This is a genomic window from Scandinavium hiltneri (assembly GCF_024764835.1).
GTDB lineage: Bacteria > Pseudomonadota > Gammaproteobacteria > Enterobacterales > Enterobacteriaceae > Scandinavium > Scandinavium hiltneri.
Genome location: NZ_JALIGE010000076.1, coordinates 863135 through 880948, shown reverse-complemented (window position 1 = coordinate 880948; position 17814 = coordinate 863135). Strand labels below are relative to the sequence as shown.

The following is a 17814-nucleotide window of genomic DNA, read 5'->3' as shown; positions in this document are numbered from 1 at the left end:
GCAGGAGACGTTGACAGCGTATCATCTTCCGCTTATTTGCCAATCATCGTCGACATGGTTTGTGCGATAAATTGCGCTCTGGCACCAAAAATCACCTGGATACCGGTATCACCGATGAACACCACGCCGCGAGCGCCAACGGCGTTGAGGCCATCTTTGTCCACGATATCGCTCTTTGCCACTTCCAGACGCAGACGGGTAATGCAGGAACCGACGGAATCGATGTTCTGCGCACCCCCCAGCAGGCCGATAATTTCAGTCGCGATTTCAGTGTCGGTTTTGTCGTTTGCATTGGCAGTCACGCTGGTACGACCCGGCGTTTTGACGTCAAAGCGACGAATCACGAAACGGAAGGTGAAGTAGTAAATCAGCCCCATCGGGATACCGATAATCACCGCGCTGAGGAAGTTTGTCTGATAGCCGTTAAACGACGGCAGAATACCGAACGACAGATAGTCGATGAACCCGGCGGAGAACGATTTGGCGATGTGGGCGTGCATCAGGTACATGGTCATGTACGCCAGACCGGCCATGATGGCGTTGAAGACGTACAGAATTGGCGCCACAAAGATGAAGGTAAATTCAACCGGCTCGGTGATGCCTGTCAGGAAACAGGTCAGGGCTGCAGAGAACAAGATCCCCGCTGCGATTTTTTTGTTAGCGGTATGCGCTTCGTGGTACATCGCCAGACACGCCGCTGGCAGTGCGAACAGCATCAGCGGGAACTCGCCCTGCATGAACTTACCGGCATTCTGGTAGCTGTCGCTGCTGAAGGATTTCACGCCTTCTTCCAGCATTTTGAACCAGATGGTCTGGTCGCCGTGAATCACCTGGCCTGCCTGAGTGGTGTAATCGCCAAAGGAGTACCAGAACGATGGATACCAGATGTGGTGCAGGCCGAGCGGGATCAGCGCGCGTTCAACCAGACCAAAGATAAAGGTCGATGCCGCCTGATTATCACCGTTGACCACCACCGACAGGGCGTCGATGCCAGACTGAATGTGTGACCAGATATACGGCAGCAGCAGGCCCATGATGAACGACAGAAACGCCGTCGCGATTGCCACGAAGCGCTTGCCGGAGAAGAAGCCGAGGAATTCCGGCAGCTGCATCTTGTGGAAGCGGTTGTAGCACCATGCCGCCAGCACGCCGCAAATCAGGCCGCCAAAGACGCCCATTTGCAGCGTCGGAATGCCGACGACCATTGCATATTTCCCGCCCTGAGAGGCCATTTCTGGCGTAATGCTCAGCACGGTGCCGATGGTGATGTTGGTGACAAACACCGACACCGCCGCGGATAACGCTGCAATCCCTGATTCGGACGCCAGCCCGACCGCAGAACCGATGGCGAACAGCATCGGCAGGTTATCGAAAATAACCCCGCCGGCGTTCATCATTAACGGCATATGGAATTTATCACCGAACGCCAGCAGCAAACCGGCCGCAGGCAGCAGTGAAATTGGCAGCATCAGCGCACGACCAATCATGGATAATTTTGACAACGATTTAACAAACCCTGAGAACAGACCCATGCTGTTTTCCCCCGACCTGAGACCCTGAGATGCACTGATTACGTGCTGTTGTTGTGAGTAGAACGTTTTAGTAGAACGTTCTACTTATAGTGGCAAAACCGATATTACCCGGCAACAAAAATCTGGATTGTTGCCATACGGTTATCGAATATTTGAAGTTGCGCAGGTTTTAACCTGATGGTTTGAGGGGCTAATGGATGATTTACTGAAATAACGTGAAGTGAATTCCCCCCGAGCTATTCGCCTGGGGGGGAGAAATATGCCTGACTGGTTAAGCTTTAGATAAAAAAACGTCGATTCCAAAGGCCGGAAGTGAGTATTGGTGGCCGTTCAGCAAGTCGGGATGAAGCAAAGGTTCAAGAGCCCGGCTTTCTTCTGCCAGTTCAAGGGTGACGGTCTGGTCGCTGTAGTTCTGCACAAACAGATATTCCTCGTCATCCTGCTGCCGGCTCGTTGCAACCACACCTTTTGGTAGGCGTAATGCGGTGCAGGCGCAAATGCCATGTGTATCGGTAATGGTCTGGTAAAAGTCATACAAGAAATCAACGCCGGTTCTGGCAGCCAGGTAATATGCCTGCCCTTTGCCATAGAGGTTACGGGTTACTGCGGGTCTCCCCTGATAGAAATCATGTTGATAAACAGCCAATACCTCTGCCGTTTCCGCATGAATTAAATCGCAAAGTTCAATGCACGTATATTCACCTACCGCACCATTCCAGCCTGGCGAGGTGATGCTGATTTGATTTGTTTCGCCATCGTAAAGGCTGTCAATTTCTTCTGACCAGATACCCAAAACGTCACGTAACGGACCCGGGAACCCGTTGGTAAAACAGAGATCGTCTGGGTTGACGATGCCCGACCAGTACGTAGCAATAAAGACACCCCCTGCGGCCACAAATTGATTCACACGCGCGGCAAATGCGTCATCCACCATATAGAGCATGGGGGCAATAAGCACGCGATAAGCGCTCAGTTCAGAGTGTCGTGAGACGATGTCTACAGCAATATTCTGCTGCCACAGCGCCTGATAATGCTGCTGTACCGTTTCTTCAAATTTAATGCCACAGTTGCGTGGTCCCGCTGAATCGTTCACTGCCCAGCGGTTATCCCAGTCATAAATCAGCGCAACGTCCGCGTGATAATCCGCGCCCGCAGCACCTGCCAGTTTCTCCAGCGACATGCCAACCTGCTTTACATCCTGCCCGACACGTGTGCCGATATGCCCGACGTGATCAACTACTGCACCGTGGAATTTTTCAATTGAACCACGGCTTTTACGCCACTGAAAATACTGAACCGAATCAGAACCATGCGCTACTGCCTGTAATGACGAAAGCATATGCATGCCCGGTTTCTTAAGCTTACTGACTCCTTGCCAACTTGTGGTGCCTGGCGTGGATTCCATTAGTAAGAACGGCAGGCCCGGTTTCAGACTACGCATCAGGTCAAACGTGAAGGCTGTGTACGAAGCCAATTGCAGCTGATCCCGGGTCTGGTGCCATTCCGGGTAACTGTCCCAAGAAATGAAATCGACTTCCTGTGCGAGTCGCCAGTAATCGTAATCGTTAAACACGCCGTGGAAGTTGGTCGTGGCGGGTAGTGCCGGGTTGTACGGCTTAACCGCCTGGATTTCATGGCGACAAAACAGCGCCACTTGTTCGCTCACAAAACGCCGCCAGTCAACATTCAACGCATGTACTGATTCTTCGCCCAATGGCCCTGGTGAGTGAAGTTGTTCCCAGCTGGAATACTCGTGGCTCCAGAATGAACTCCACCAGCGCTGGTTTAAATTTTCCAGTGTCTGGTATTTATTCTTCAGCCATTTTCGAAATGCTTGCTGGCAATTATCGCAATGGCACTCACCGCCGTATTCATTCGAAATATGCCAGGCCAGTACAGCGGGATGGTGCGCATAACGTTTTGCCAATTGTTGGTTAATGCTCCCGGTTAAACGTAAGTAATCGGGTGACGAATAGCAGTGGTTGTGCCGTTCACCATGCAGGCTTTTAGTCAGATTTTTATGAGTACGTAATACCTGCGGATATTTTTCAGATACCCAGGCGGGTCTTGCACCACTCGGCGTTGCCAGGAAAACATAAATCCCATTGGCATAGAGTGTATCTAACACATTATCCAGCCAGCTGAACTGGAAATTTTCCTCTTCGGGTTCCAGCGTAGACCAGCTAAAAATACCGACAGACATCACATTGCACTTTGTTTCTTTCATCATCGCAATATCTTGTGCAAGGATCTCGGGCTGATTTAGCCACTGATCAGGGTTATAATCTGCACCGTGTAAAAAATGTAATGTCGGGAATAATTTACTCATCACTGCCTCCGTTATGCTAAAGACTCTCTCTCCTGAGAAAGGGGTATGACGTTGTCTTTTTTATTACTTAGAGAGAACACTGAGAACAGCGTAAAGATCCCTGAAATAATGCCAAGAATGATATAGGTGTTAGCAAAACCAATCGTGTCGTACAAATATCCAACCGTTGGGGAGTAAATCGTCGTCGCGATGGATGCGGAAAACAGGACTAACAAGTAGATAGTCGATGACAATTTCTGTTCAAAATTCTGTGCGATAAATTTAAAGATGGAGATGAGAATTAAGGGTTTTTCAATCGCATGCATCATTTTTACTGCCGCAATCCACACAGGCCCAAGCGGTACGGCAGAACCCAGAATGCGTATAGACATAATGGTACCAGCGATAATCATTGCCCGCTTTGCACCCACACGATTGACAAACCAGGGCATCAGGCCAAGGAATAGGGTTTCAAAACAGACCTGTACAGACGCCAGCGTGCCGTACCATTTATTCCCGATATCAACACTTGAGAACTGAAGAGAGAAATACTGTGCAAATTGTTGATCGTAAGTGTCATAAATTTGCGAGACGAAAAGGGTGAATATGATCAGCATCCAAAACTGTTTGTTTTTCGCTAGTTCAAAAACATGTGCGCCTTTTAGTGATGACGTCATTTTCTCTTCTTCAATGGTGACTTCAATTTTAGTCAACATAAAGCAGATAGCCGCCAGAACAATCGCGATGCTGGCCAGCCAGAAAGAAAGGTTAGGGTTGTCATTAATATTACGCCCGACAATATAGGCGGCAGCAGCCCAGCCCAAAGACCCCCACATTCTCACGCGACCATATTCGAAGGAATAACGGCGGGATATCTTGTCGATATAAGAATCGATAACCCCGCAACCGGAGTTAAAGATAATCCCCAGATAAACCCCACCCAATATGGCACCCAACCAGAATGAACTCACCAATAATGGGGCATAAATATAAATAAAGAATGGCCCGATAGGCAGCAGCAAAGCAATGATCAGAAAGATTAAGGATTTCTTCGTACCAAATTTATCTGAGATAAAACCAAAGAACGGCTGCATTGTCAGCGCAATAAACGCGTTAATGGCGTAAAGCCAACCCGTTTTGGTTGCACTGATCCCTAAATGCTGGGTCGTCCAGATAACAAAAAAGGCCATCGTTGACGACCAGGCAAACAGGTAGAGAAAATCGAAAATGCTTAAAAGAATGTAGTTCCTTTTACCGGTAACCATTTTTTCTTCCTCATCAAGGAACAGAGTTGGTGCTTCGCTGAAGACTCAGTGAGTCGCGCTATTTTTAGGGATAGATTCACGCGTCTGGGTCGGGAGTATTTACGTAATCACAAAATGTATGACGTTCACATCAGTGAGTTACATACAATACCCAGCAAATAGTTCAAACAACTGTCGGTAAGTCAAACTGCAACGAACATCACAGAATCCAGGGTTAAAAGTGATAAAGGGTGAACAAGATCCCAAAATGCGATCATGTGAACGTATGACATTTTGATATAGTAACCGCTGCAGCCAGGATGAAACGGACTACTTTAGCCACGCGCAAATGAAAGGATTGAGGGTGAATAAAAATAGAAATGCGACGCTTGAAGATGTTGCTCAACGGGCTGGTGTCTCCTATCAGACGGTGTCCAGAGTGCTTAATAAATCGGTGAATGTTGCCGATAAAACGCGAATTCGCGTTGAGCAGGCTATTGAAGAACTACGCTACGTACCCAATCGCCTGGCGCAACAACTTGTCGGGAAAAGAGCCCTGACATTAGGGCTGATTACCACATCCCTTGCGCTGCATGCTCCTTCGCAAATTGCTGCTTCTGTCAAAAAACACGCACGTGAAGCCCATTATCAGGTGCTGATTTCGATGATTGATGAACATGACCCCTTGGCTATCCAGCAATCCATCAACGAATTTAAATCTCAATTTGTCGACAAAATCCTTATCAACGTCCCGCTGGAAACGCCCGTTGCTCAGGCTTTAGCTGCCCAAAATAACGATGTGATGTGCCTGTTTCTCGACGTTGCTCCAGACAGTGGGGTGTTCCATGTCATCTTCGACCCGGCAAATGGAACCCAAGAGAGCGTTAAGCGCTTGCATGAACTCGGGCACCACTCTGTCGCGCTAATGCCTGGTCCACAGCACTCGATTTCTGCACAACTACGCCTGGCGAGTTGGGTAACCAGCCTGGCCGAATTAGGTCTGACGCCGGCGGCGATTATTTTTGGTTCGTGGGATGCACAAAGTGGTTACGACGATGTAAGGCAACTTATTGAAAATAAAGTCGAGTTTAGCGCGATTTTAGCCGGTAACGATCAGATGGCACTGGGTGCACTGAGTGCATTAAATCAAGCAAATATCGCTGTGCCGGCGCAGGTGTCGGTGATTGGTTACGATGATAGTTACGAAAGTGCGTTTTTCATCCCATCCCTTACCACCGTTCGGCTGGATTTGGACGCGCAAGGTAAAGAAGCGGTTGCCAGAGTGCTGGTTGCAACACAGGAAAACCGGCCAGCCAATTGCATTTTGCCCGCGGAGTTTGTGCTACGTGATTCGATTCTGCAGAAGTCTTGCAAAGAAATAGAGGGAACGTTGGTAGAACGCTAATTCAGTTGTCTAAAACGGCCCGAGTAGGGCCGCATGGACGCTGATTACGCTTGAACAGTAATACTCTGACCTTCGAAGACAACCGTCTGGCCAGCAACAATTTTGCAGCGTTTACGGGTTTCAACAACACCGTCTACTTTAACCACGCCTTCAGCAATCACCGCTTTCGCCCGTGCGCCACTTTCGCACCAGCCTTCCAGTTTCAGCAGGTCGCATAATTCAACATGTGGGTGTTTACCCAGAGAAAAAGTCGCCATTCTTATATTTCCTTTACATCATGATATTCTTCACACGCTTGCAGCGTGTTCTGGATAAGCGTTGCCACGGTCATTGGGCCAACGCCACCCGGCACGGGGGTGATATACGACGCGCGCGCGGCGGCATCGTCAAAAATCACATCGCCGACCACTTTTCCGCTTTCCAGACGGTTAATGCCGACGTCGACCACGATCGCGCCTTCTTTGATCCACTCGCCAGGAATAAAGCCCGGTTTACCGACCGCGACGACCAGCAAATCGGCGTTCTCAACGTGCTGACGCAGATTTTTGGTAAAGCGGTGGGTGACGGTAGTGGTACAGCCCGCGAGCAGTAATTCCATGCTCATTGGACGACCCACAATGTTCGATGCGCCCACGATCACTGCGTTCAGCCCGTAGGTGTCGATATTGTAACGCTCAAGCATCGTCACTATCCCGCGCGGTGTGCACGGACGCAGACGCGGCGCGCGCTGGCACAGACGACCGACGTTATACGGATGGAAGCCGTCCACGTCTTTGTCCGGCGCAATGCGTTCCAGCACCTTCACGTTATCAATGCCCGCAGGCAGCGGAAGCTGCACCAGAATGCCGTCGATGGTGTCGTCAGCGTTCAGGGTATCGATAAGCTCCAGCAGCTCGGCTTCGAGGGTGGTTTCCGGCAGATCGTAAGAGCGGGAAATGAAGCCTACTTCTTCGCACGCTTTGCGTTTGCTGCCGACGTAAATTTGCGACGCAGGATTGCTGCCGACCAGCACTACGGCTAATCCAGGGGCGCGTTTTCCGGCGGAAATTCTCGCCTTCACTTTTTCCGCGACCTCAGAGCGTACCTGCTGCGCAATCGTTTTACCGTCAATAATCTTTGCTGCCATCAGAGAGAAGATTCCGTCTGTCAGTGTCACAAGGGGGGATGTACATATTTTGTCAGAAGCCGGACGGGATGTCAGTCACCGTTTGCGTTTTTCTGGCGTGCTCAATGCCTGGTGGCCCAAAAGCCCTGATATTTTTAGGCCTTTTCTTGTGCGCCATTATTTACCGGGTCATTTCCTAAATAATAATAGGACGTGACTGAAGGCGATCGCAGCTTTTATACATATTTTGCATCAGGCGAATTGTTTAATTTATGACTACTGCCGGGAACCCTATTTTCGGACAGTGTTGAAGGAACGACGAAACTTATTTTCGGGTAGTTTCTTCGCCGTAAATAATGAGATAAATCATCAAGGAAAAATCATGAAAGTTAGCAAAATAGCTGCGTCTCTGGTGGCATCGCTGGGTTTGTTTGTTGGCGCGGCGAATGCCGATACCACCACCGTTAACGGCGGTAACGTGCATTTTAAAGGTGAACTGGTCAACGCGGCGTGTGCGGTCAGCACCGACTCTTCCAACCAGGAAGTGAAGCTGGGCCAGTACCGCACCGCGTCTTTCACTAAAACCGGTGATACCTCTGCCAAAATCCCATTCAGCATCGTGCTGAATGATTGCGACCCAACCGTTGCGGCAACCGCAGCCGTCGCCTTTACCGGTCAGGTTGATGCGAAAGACAACACCCTGTTGGCAGTGGCTTCCAGTGACAACGCCGATACCGCAACTGGCGTCGGCATTGAAATCCTGGATACTTCATCCGCGACGCTGGCTCCAAACGGCGCAACGTTCTCTACCGCGCAGAACCTGGTAGAAGGCACCAACACCCTGCGCTTCACCGCGCGTTACAAAGCAACGGCTGACACCACCGCGCCGGGCCAGGCTAACGCTGACGCTACCTTCGTAATGAAATACGAGTAAGCCTCAGTCACGCTCAGGATGAGCATTGCCTCAAGGATGAGGACCCTTTTAGACCTCCCGGGAATCTATCATGATACGGACGTTGCCACTGCTGGCACTGATATTCGTCGCGGCTGCACCGGCCTTCGCGCACACGGTGGTAGTCGATGGCGGGCGCGTTCAGCTGCGCGGTGAACTGGTGAACAGCGCCTGCGTTGTGGCCCCTGAGAGCCAGGATTTACGCGTGGAAATGGGGCAATACCGCAGCAATACCTTCGGCGAAGTGGGCAGCTATTCCACCGTTACCGTGCCGTTCACGCTACGCCTCGTGGAGTGTCGTCGCGATGTCGCAAACCTTGTGGGCATGAGTTTTCAGGGGTTGAGTCCGGCAGAAGATCCACAGGTCTTTGTCGCCTCATCAAAAGCCAGCGGCAGGCCAGGAGAAAGCGGCTTAGGGTTGGCGCTCTTTGATACCCAGCAGCAGCTTATTATTCCAAACGCACCGCCCGATAATTATTTACCGATAACCGCTGAGGAAATGACTTTCCATTTCAGCGCGCGTTATCGCGTTATTTCATTACCGCTCGTACCAGGGGATTTACTCACTGACGTCTGGTTTACCCTTGTTTATCCCTAAAAACAGACGCTGTCAGAAAATAAGAAAACAGGTAACTGGGTTATGATCCGCTTAATTAAAAAAACACTTTTGTTGTCGATTCTGATGTTAATGAATGCGCTACCGGCACAGGCAGCAGGTGGCATCGCGCTGGGCGCGACCCGAGTGATTTACCCTGCTGATGCCAAACAAACCTCGCTGGCGCTGAGCAACAGCAACAAGCAGGAGCGTTATCTGATTAACGCGTGGATTGAAAATGCCACCGGTCAGAAAGAAAAAACCTTCGTCATCACGCCGCCGCTGTTCGTGAGCGAGCCCAACAGCGAAAATACGCTGCGTATCATTTATGCCGGGCCAGCCCTGGCCACGGACCGGGAATCGCTGTTTTATCTGAATGTTAAAGCGATCCCGTCGATGGATAAAAAGAACGGCGAAAACAACAACGTTTTACAGCTGGCTATCCTGTCGCGCATCAAGCTGTTCGTTCGCCCAAACAAACTCGAGACGCAGCCGTTGCAGGCCCTCGACACGCTGGCGTTTACCCGCAGCGGTTCAGCCATCAGCATCAACAATCCTTCACCGTATTACATGACTCTGGTTAATTTACAGATGGGGGGCAAGAAGCTCGAGAACGTGATGGTTGCGCCAAAAAGCCGTGCCACGGTCGCGCTGCCAACGGGTGCGCAGGGCACGCTGAGCTGGCAGAGCGTGAATGACTACGGGGCAATTACTCCGGCTCGTCGCGTGAATCTGTAATGAATGCCTTTCCTCACGCCGAACTTTCCAGACGCTGGCCGCGTCTGAAACTGCTGACCCTTGCCTTGTCCGGCGTGTCGTTTGCGTCCGGCGTGCAGGCGGAAAGCTACTTTAACCCTTCGTTCCTGTCCGATGATGCGGCGGGCGTGGCGGATTTGTCGCGCTTCGAGAAAGGCAACAAGCAACCCGCCGGGGTGTATCGGGTCGATATCTGGCGCAACGATGAGTTCGTTGGCTCGCAGGATTTAGCCTTTACGCCCGCCGAAGGCACACAGCCAGCGGCCGGGGGATTAGCCCCGTGCATGACCCCGGCGCTGCTAAAGCGTCTTGGCGTCAACACCACGGCATTTCCGGCGCTGGCGAAAGAGGCGCCTGAGGCCTGCGTGGCGCTGGAAAACGTGATTCCGGGAACGGAAATCGCCTTTGATTTTGCGGCGCTCAAGCTCAACATCAGCCTGCCACAGGTGGCGATGTTCAACAGCGCGCGCGGCTATATCCCGCCCGAAGAGTGGGATGAGGGCATCCCGGCGCTGCTGGCGAACTACAGTTTTAGCGGCAACCGCGGCAGCGACGATGACAGCTACTTTTTGAGCCTGACCAGTGGCGCCAACTATGGCCCGTGGAGGTTGCGTAACAGTGGCACCTGGACCTATTCCGACAACAATAACCAGAAAGAAAACCGCTGGCGCAACGTCGCCACCTGGGTGCAGCGCGCGATAGTGCCGTGGAAAAGTGAGTTGGTGATGGGTGATAGCAACACCGGGAGCGACGTGTTCGACAGCGTCGGCTTTCGCGGGGCGCGTCTCTATTCGTCCGACAGCATGTACCCCGACAGTATGCAGGGCTTCGCGCCGACGGTGCGCGGCATCGCCCGCACGCCCGCCAAAATCACCATTCGCCAGAACGGCTATGTGGTCTATCAGAGCTATGTTCAGAGCGGGGCATTCGCCATCAGCGATTTGAACCCGACGTCTTCGAGCGGTGACCTGGAGGTGACCGTGGACGAAAAAGACGGCAGCCAGCAGCGCTATACCGTGCCGTATTCTTCGGTTCCTTTGCTGCAACGTGAAGGCCGCTGGAAATATGACCTGGTGGCGGGGGATTACCGTTCTGGTAACAACCAGCAGGAGACGCCGTTCTTCACGCAGGGCACGGTGGTAACCGGGCTGAACGACGGCTACACGGTTTACGGCGGCACGCAGCTGGCGGAAAACTACACCGCCGTTGCGCTGGGATTGGGAAAAAACCTCGGCGACTGGGGCGCGGTCTCGCTGGATATCACCCACGCGCACAGCCGGCTGGTGGACGACAGCACCCACGACGGGCAATCCCTGCGTTTCCTGTACGCCAAATCTCTGAACACCTACGGCACCAACTTCCAGCTGCTCGGCTACCGCTACTCAACCAAAGGCTTCTTCACCCTCGATGATACGACGTGGAAGAACATGAGCGGCTATCAGTACAGCGACAAGAAAACGGACGATGATGGCGTGCCGGATATCATCAGCTATCACAACCTGACGCAGAATAAAAAAGGCCGCTTTCAGGCCAACATTTCGCAGTCGCTTGGCGATTACGGCTCGCTGTACCTTTCCGGCAGTGAGCAAACCTACTGGGGTTCTGACGATACCAACACCTGGTATCAGGTGGGCTATTCCGGCGGCTGGCGCGGGGTGAGCTATTCAGTGTCGATGTCGTGGAACCGTTCGATTGGTATTCCGGGCACCGATCAGATTGCGTCATTTAATCTCTCCGTGCCGTTCAGCATATTCAGCAACGGCGCGGCACGTCGCAATTCAGCGTTCGACCGCGCCTATGCCACCGTTTCCGCCAGCCGCAACAGCGACGGCGACAACAGCTGGCAGAGCGGCGTCAGCGGCACGCTGCTCGACGGAAACAACCTCAGCTACAGCGTGACGCAGGGCAGCACCAGCGGCCAGGGTTACACCGGCAGCGCCAGCGCCAACTGGCAGGCAACTTACGGCACGCTGAGCGGCGCCTACAACTATGATCGCGACCAGCATTCCCTGAACTGGCAGGCAGCGGGCGGCATTCTGGCCCACGCCGATGGCGTCACGTTCAGCCAGCCGTTGGGGGATACCAACGTGCTAATCAAAGCGCCGGGCGCGAGCGGCGTCAGCATAGAAAACCAGACCGGCGTCAAAACCGACTGGCGCGGTTACGCGGTGATGCCGTACGCCACCGTCTATCGTTACAACCGCATCGCGCTCGACACCAACACCATGAGCAACAGCACTGACGTCGAAAACAACGTCAGCAGCGTGGTGCCAACCGAGGGCGCAGTGGTCCGGGCGACGTTTGATACGCGTATTGGCGTGAGAGCGTTGGTAACCGTTCATCGAGGCGTACAGCCTGTGCCGTTTGGTGCCATCGTCCGGGAAACGATCAGTGGCGTAACCAGCATGGTGGGCGACGACGGACAAATCTACTTAAGTGGTTTGCCGCTCAGCGGTGAGCTGTTGATTCAGTGGGGCGAAGGCCCGGGCGCGCAGTGTCGTGCTCGTTACGCGCTCCCGGAAAAGAGCCTGCAACAGGCGATCACGCTCACGGAGGTTCGCTGTGATCAATAAAGTCTTCACCGTTTTACTGCTGGGGTGCGCAATGGCGTCTACTTCGGCGATGGCCACGGTTTGCCGCAACGCGAACGGTGTGGCATCGGATGTGTTTTACGATTTGACCGATACCTTTACCAGCGCCAATAACCAGGTCGGGCAGGTGGTCACGCTCAGCCAAAAATCCGGCTGGGTGGGGGTGAATGCCATCTGTCCGAGCGGTACCACGGGCACCACCACCAAACGCAGTTACGTCACTAGCTTCCCGGTGGTCAGCACCGAGAATGGCTTTAAGTACCTTAAACTTAATGATTATCTCGACGGCGCGATGCAGATAACCGACAGTTATGCCGGTACATTCTATCCGCCACAGAACGACATTCAGATGGGCTCACACCCGAATGTGCCGAACCAAAAAGCGTTTCCGGTGAATGATTCCAAACTGGTTTTTCGCCTGAAGGTGACGCGGCGCTTTATTAACATGGTGGTTATCCCAAAACAGACCATGTTTAACGTCTACGTAACCACAACCAGCGCTGATCCGTTGACCACGCCGGTCTATACCATCAGTTACAGCGGTACCATCAACGTGCCGCAAACCTGTGAGATCAACGCCGGTACCGTGGTGCAATTTGATTTTGGCGATATTGGCGCATCGCTGTTTAGCCAGGCAGGGGCCGGAAACCGTCCGGCGAATATCCCGGCGCAGCAGAAAACCATCGGTATCAAATGTACTAACGTGGAATCGCAGGCGTATCTCACCATGCGCGTGGAAGCGGAAAAGTCGCAGGGCAACGCGATGGTATCGGATAACCCGGATTTGGGTTTTATCGTCGCCGATAATAGCGGTAATCCGCTAACGCCGAACAACATTAACAGCAAAATCCCGTTCCGACTGGATGCCAGCGCCCAGGCGCAGGTGGGGATCCGCGCATGGCCAGTCAGCATCACCGGCAACAAACCGGCGGAAGGGAAGTTTACCGCCAGGGGTTATTTGCGCGTGGATTATGACTAAGGGCCTGCCGATGAAATCAGTCTATATGTGCCTGGCCGTATTGGCCGTAACAGCGATGAGCCACAGTGCGCGTGCCGATAACGCCCTTGGGGCTGTGAACATTGAATTGTCTGGTAACGTGGTGGATTACAGCTGCGTGGTGGAGGCGAGCGACAGCGACAAAGCCGTCGAGCTGGGGCGCTGGGCCACCAAACAGCTGCGCAACGCCGGAAGCACCACCTCGGTGATTCCTTTCACGTTGAGCCTGACCGGTTGCCCACCGGGTTCGGCATCGATAACCTTTGCCGGAAAAGCCGATGACGACGATCCCGCACTGCTTGGGCTGAACGGCACCAGCAATGCCACAAGGGTAGCGGTGGAAATCCGCGACGCGGATCGCAGTCGCCTGCCTTTACAGCAGGCAAGTCGCGAAGTGGCCGTCGATGCGCTGGGCAACGCCACGCTGCAATTTTACGCCAACTATATTGCGACAGCCGATAATCCGCAGCCCGGTAAGGCCGATGCCGACGCCACGTTCATGATTAACTACAATTAATATGAAAATGCCGCACCCGATATTTTATCAGGCGCGGCGCATTCTCTTAAACCAGCTCGTGGGACTTTGCGTAGTCAATCAATTCAACAATAGTATGTACGCCAAGTTTGGTGAAAATATTTGATTTATGCGCACTGATTGTTTTGTTGCTGAGCAAAAGTTGATCGGCTATTTCTTTATTTGTCAGGCCATTGACCAGATACCGTAGCACCGTCACTTCACGATTTGAAAGCGGAAGTTCGTTCAATTCTCCGCGCCTTGCCGGATTGTTGCTAAGAAAGTTAAGGGTGTCTGCCGGGAAGAAGGAATAACCCGCCAGTAGCATATCCACCGCTTTATAGATGTCATTGTGATCTTTTCTTTTACTGACAAAACCATTAGCGCCCGCGCGGATCGCCCGCCCGGCATAATAATTTTCCGACTTTGAAGATAAAAACAAAACCTTGGTTTTAGGGCTTATGTCATGGATCCGTTTGAGTAGCGAAAAACCATCGGTTCCAGGCAGTTCAATGTCAACAATGACCAGGTCTGTTTCATTTTTTCGTACATAATCAATAACTTCTCTGCCATCGTCCGACTTGAGGACAACGCGAATCTGGCTATTCTTGTGCAACAGAACCTCTATCGACATCCTGACGATAGGTTGTTCATCCATAATAACAACGGAAGCAGGTTTCATTTTCTATTCCTCAGATTATGTATTCAGTTGTGCTGAGTTCGGAGAGAACTTCATTGCCAGCCCTGGCGTGCATTTGTCTCGTTTTGGAACACCCGGTTACACCCTAAAGGTCAGTGTCCAGGGTGAGAGAAAACACAATATCTGGCTGGCAGGCCATTCGTTCGTAAAAACGGTGGGTTGTATCAGACCTTTCTGATGCGTGTTTATTTGTGGACTGCTGTGATCAGCGCTTCCTTTTTTGAGTTACGACAAAATCGTCGTCATTAACATATTATCCATAGATGATCTTGTTGTGGTTTTTGTTATTTATCTCAATGGTGCCGATTATACCGTGTAACGTTTTAGGAAAAAGTCTGAGATTACGACAATTAACTTTACTCATTACGATGTTCTGTAGCGGATTGACCAGGAATTTTCTTTTGGACCTAATTTCTGTGGTTTATCGATTTGCTGACGCTTAGTGTTTATGTAATAGCAAAAAACAAAATATGTGACTGCTTGTTGTCTGATTGTTAAATTAATTGCGAGTTGTGATGTTACGCAACGTATTGCGATGAGGATAAAAACGCTGGCTGCATAATGACTTATGGGCGGATTTTAGTTTAGCTTAGGGGTTTCTTGTCTGGCGCACTAGCCAGTCGGTTGTCCTGCCAGACGGGTGCGGAAAGGGTTCTGGTTTGTCAGTTAGCTCACAATATGCTCGAACAAATCACCGATGACTGTGAAAATCATTCCTTTCATGCAGAGATAAATTCCATGATTTTATTTCATCATGGTGATAAATTTCACCAATGGCGCATTCTTAGGAATAGTTGTAATTGTTTGCTTTTGGTTAAATAATTACCACTTATTAACACTGATTTAAGTAATTTCTTAAAGTTATCTCATTTCCAGCAGGTTATCCCGAGTTATACGTGTCACGAATGGCCCTAATGCGCTGGAGCAGGTGCAGCAGCTGGTGGCGATGGTTTAGCCGCAGTAGGGTTAAAACGCAGCCTACACGGTAGATAATCCTGTGATATGGACGAACCTGTAGGCGGGCGATATGACACAAGGTGTAGCCTTCAGACATCATCATCAGCACGCTCCACTCTTTGGCTTTGAACAAACGGGGCAGAAGAGGTTGATTATGATTCTGGAAGTGAAGCGCATCCCGGGCCTGAAACAGCGCCAGGCGTTTGTCCAGCACCCGACAATGGCAAGCCGCCTGGAGAAACAGCTGTGCACCAGGGTCAACTTCAGGGGTGAGCAGCACGATGTCCAGCGCCGGATAGCTTTGCCGCAACAGACGCAGGCGATCCAGAAGCGTAATAACGGCCAGGCTGTGGCCTTCAAGATCGATAATCAGGCCAAGCGGGTGTGTCAGGCGAACCACGTCCAGCGCCTCGTCGATATCGTCAAAGATGCGACACAGGCATAAGGGAAACGGGCTGTGACGAACGCCAGTGGCAAGATAGCGGTCGCGCGTCACGAGAATGTGGTACGCGCAATAGCGTGCCGTATGGTTGAGCAGGTCGCTGCGTTCAACCAGCGCGTTATGGGGCAGGGGGAGTGAATGCCCCTGAAATTCCATGATATTTCGCCGCCGCCTTTCCCTGCGTAGCATCACGCGCATCGTTTCTCTCCCGGCACGTTGGGCAATTGCTCATTGCACTTTGTGTGAGTATCGGCATAAGCACAAAAATATTGCCTGAGAACAGTCAGCAATAGGAGGTGTCACGACGGTTTCCCCTCCGTCCCGTGACGTGCTTCATTGTTGCTATAAGGAATATCTGAAGGTACCAGGCGTTGCTTAAACCGTAGCGGGATATTTCGTATAGGAAGGCGAGATTAAAGCCAGTGCTTACGCTTTAATCAGTTGATGCGATTGTTTTTGCAGGTATCCGTAGAGAAGAGGGTTTTGAGGGCGAAACCCATTGACTCATTGGTCTTAGACCGTATAATTCCTGGCGTTCAACACCGCGAAGTTTACCTTCTCAGTGCGCCCTTAGCTCAGTTGGATAGAGCAACGGCCTTCTAAGCCGTAGGTCACAGGTTCGAGCCCTGTAGGGCGTACCATTTAGATTCAGTAACTTACGCGAGTTTCAGGCCAGCCTGATTTTCCCCTTGTGTCATGTTTGTGTCATAGTTGCCAAAAATGGCATCTATTTTCCGAGCGTGTTCGCTTAAATGGTTCGGTGCCAGGTGAGCATAACGACGGACCATTTCGATTGACTCCCATCCTCCCATTTCCTGCAGGACAGACAACGGCACTCCGGACTGAATGAGCCAGCTTGCCCAGGTATGTCTCAGGTCATGAAATCTGAAATCCTCAATGCCAGCTTTCGCCAGTCCGATCTTCCAGGCGCTGTTATCATCGACACGCATTTTCCTCACGGCCGGAGTCAGCGTTCCGTCCGGGCGAGTGCTTGCCTTCGCGTTCTCCGGATTTACCCATGCAACCTTTCTTTGCATATCGACCTGCTGCCACTCCAGATCAATGATGTTGGAGCGACGCAGGCCGGTAGCCAGTGCGAATATCACAACTGGCTTAATGCTCTCAGGCATGCATTCAATCAGGCGTTCGGCCTCATCCCTGGTTAGCCACCTGATTCGCTTGCTTACCGGCTTTCTGGTTTTGATTGCCGGTGCCGATTTTATCCAACCCCAGTCATTAGCGGCGGCCTTTAGCAGAGACCGCATAAATGAAAGATGCTGGCTCTTTGTTGCCTGGCTTACCGGCTTATCGGAATATGGTGGTGGCTCCTTCCCCCGACGTATGGCTGCATCCCTGCGAGACTCCCACACCTGAATATGCTTGCGATTAACCATCTTCGAAACAGCGTCGTTAACCTGTTCGGCGGTGATTGTAGAAACATCTCTCCCGGAAAAGTGACGCAGGAAATATTCAATCTTTGTCCTGTCGTCATCCAGCGACCGTTTATGTTCCTTCTCGCGGATCCACCGTATACAACACTCCTCGAACGTCCTTGTCGGCAACTCCCCGATTTTATCCACCCGCCACGCCTCTGACTTCAGCCTGTCGTGCAACTCCTGTGCTTGTTTCTTGTCCCCCGTGCCAAGAGACTTTCTAATTCTTTTCCCTGACGGCGTAACGAAATGACAGTGAATAGACCCGGGTTTCGTAGACACT

At 51.8% G+C, this 17814-nt stretch carries 15 protein-coding genes and 1 tRNA gene; 8 read left to right on the top strand and 8 right to left on the bottom strand.

Annotation, left to right across the window (positions count from 1 at the left end):
* Positions 1 to 32: 32 nt before the first annotated feature.
* The 3 genes from MUU47_RS21600 to MUU47_RS21590 form a co-directional block, all read right to left on the bottom strand.
* Complete coding sequence (locus MUU47_RS21600) at positions 33 to 1532, bottom strand: PTS transporter subunit EIIC (protein ID WP_258990198.1); 1500 nt, start codon at positions 1530 to 1532, stop codon at positions 33 to 35.
* A 271-nt stretch (positions 1533 to 1803) separates the two neighbouring features.
* Entirely contained in the window at positions 1804 to 3861 is a 2058-nt protein-coding gene (locus MUU47_RS21595) for a beta-galactosidase (RefSeq protein WP_258990197.1), read from the bottom strand.
* Between the two features lie 11 nt (positions 3862 to 3872).
* Positions 3873 to 5105, bottom strand: a complete 1233-nt coding sequence (locus tag MUU47_RS21590) for an oligosaccharide MFS transporter (protein WP_159752609.1) — start codon at positions 5103 to 5105, stop codon at positions 3873 to 3875.
* Between the two features lie 343 nt (positions 5106 to 5448).
* On the opposite strand from MUU47_RS21590, the gene MUU47_RS21585 reads away from it, so the two are divergent.
* The gene (locus MUU47_RS21585) at positions 5449 to 6489 is read left to right on the top strand and encodes a LacI family DNA-binding transcriptional regulator (protein ID WP_258966053.1); all 1041 of its coding nucleotides are present in this window, start codon (positions 5449 to 5451) and stop codon (positions 6487 to 6489) included.
* 44 nt (positions 6490 to 6533) lie between these two features.
* On the opposite strand, the gene ybcJ is transcribed toward MUU47_RS21585, so the two are convergent.
* The gene (gene ybcJ / locus MUU47_RS21580; RefSeq protein ID WP_159752613.1) at positions 6534 to 6746 is read right to left on the bottom strand and encodes a ribosome-associated protein YbcJ; all 213 of its coding nucleotides are present in this window, start codon (positions 6744 to 6746) and stop codon (positions 6534 to 6536) included.
* Between the two features lie 2 nt (positions 6747 to 6748).
* Positions 6749 to 7615: a bifunctional methylenetetrahydrofolate dehydrogenase/methenyltetrahydrofolate cyclohydrolase FolD gene (gene folD, locus MUU47_RS21575; RefSeq protein WP_258990196.1), complete on the bottom strand. Its 867-nt coding sequence runs from the start codon at positions 7613 to 7615 to the stop codon at positions 6749 to 6751.
* Between the two features lie 361 nt (positions 7616 to 7976).
* Here folD and fimA point away from each other — a divergent pair, with 361 nt between their 5' ends.
* From fimA to sfmF, 6 genes are all read left to right on the top strand, one after another.
* On the top strand, positions 7977 to 8528 hold the full coding sequence (fimA, locus tag MUU47_RS21570; RefSeq protein WP_159772943.1) for a type 1 fimbrial major subunit FimA: 552 nt from the start codon (positions 7977 to 7979) through the stop codon (positions 8526 to 8528).
* A 70-nt stretch (positions 8529 to 8598) separates the two neighbouring features.
* Positions 8599 to 9144 (top strand): type 1 fimbrial protein subunit FimI, encoded by a 546-nt coding sequence (gene fimI / locus MUU47_RS21565; RefSeq protein WP_258968485.1) that lies wholly within the window; start codon positions 8599 to 8601, stop codon positions 9142 to 9144.
* 42 nt (positions 9145 to 9186) lie between these two features.
* Positions 9187 to 9879 (top strand): type 1 fimbria chaperone FimC, encoded by a 693-nt coding sequence (fimC, locus tag MUU47_RS21560; protein ID WP_258990195.1) that lies wholly within the window; start codon positions 9187 to 9189, stop codon positions 9877 to 9879.
* The gene (locus tag MUU47_RS21555) at positions 9879 to 12470 is read left to right on the top strand and encodes a fimbrial biogenesis usher protein (RefSeq protein WP_258990194.1); all 2592 of its coding nucleotides are present in this window, start codon (positions 9879 to 9881) and stop codon (positions 12468 to 12470) included. Before fimC ends, MUU47_RS21555 begins: the two co-directional genes overlap by 1 nt.
* Positions 12471 to 12501: 31 nt before the next feature.
* Positions 12502 to 13467 carry a type 1 fimbria D-mannose specific adhesin FimH gene (gene fimH, locus MUU47_RS21550; protein WP_258990584.1) on the top strand — a complete coding sequence of 322 codons (966 nt, stop codon included), beginning with the start codon at positions 12502 to 12504 and terminating at the stop codon, positions 13465 to 13467.
* A gap of 25 nt (positions 13468 to 13492) precedes the next feature.
* Positions 13493 to 14002: a fimbria assembly protein gene (gene sfmF, locus MUU47_RS21545; protein ID WP_374684534.1), complete on the top strand. Its 510-nt coding sequence runs from the start codon at positions 13493 to 13495 to the stop codon at positions 14000 to 14002.
* Between the two features lie 46 nt (positions 14003 to 14048).
* On the opposite strand, the gene fimZ is transcribed toward sfmF, so the two are convergent.
* Positions 14049 to 14681, bottom strand: coding sequence for a fimbria biosynthesis transcriptional regulator FimZ (fimZ, locus tag MUU47_RS21540; RefSeq protein WP_258990191.1), 633 nt, complete (start codon positions 14679 to 14681; stop codon positions 14049 to 14051).
* Positions 14682 to 15579: 898 nt separating this feature from the next.
* Positions 15580 to 16254: a hypothetical protein gene (locus MUU47_RS21535; RefSeq protein WP_258990190.1), complete on the bottom strand. Its 675-nt coding sequence runs from the start codon at positions 16252 to 16254 to the stop codon at positions 15580 to 15582.
* Between the two features lie 408 nt (positions 16255 to 16662).
* Between MUU47_RS21535 and MUU47_RS21530 the strand changes: the two genes are divergently transcribed.
* A tRNA-Arg gene (locus MUU47_RS21530) sits at positions 16663 to 16739 on the top strand.
* Between the two features lie 15 nt (positions 16740 to 16754).
* Here MUU47_RS21530 and MUU47_RS21525 read toward each other — a convergent pair.
* Entirely contained in the window at positions 16755 to 17813 is a 1059-nt protein-coding gene (locus tag MUU47_RS21525) for a tyrosine-type recombinase/integrase (RefSeq protein ID WP_258990189.1), read from the bottom strand.
* Position 17814: the final 1 nt, after the last annotated feature.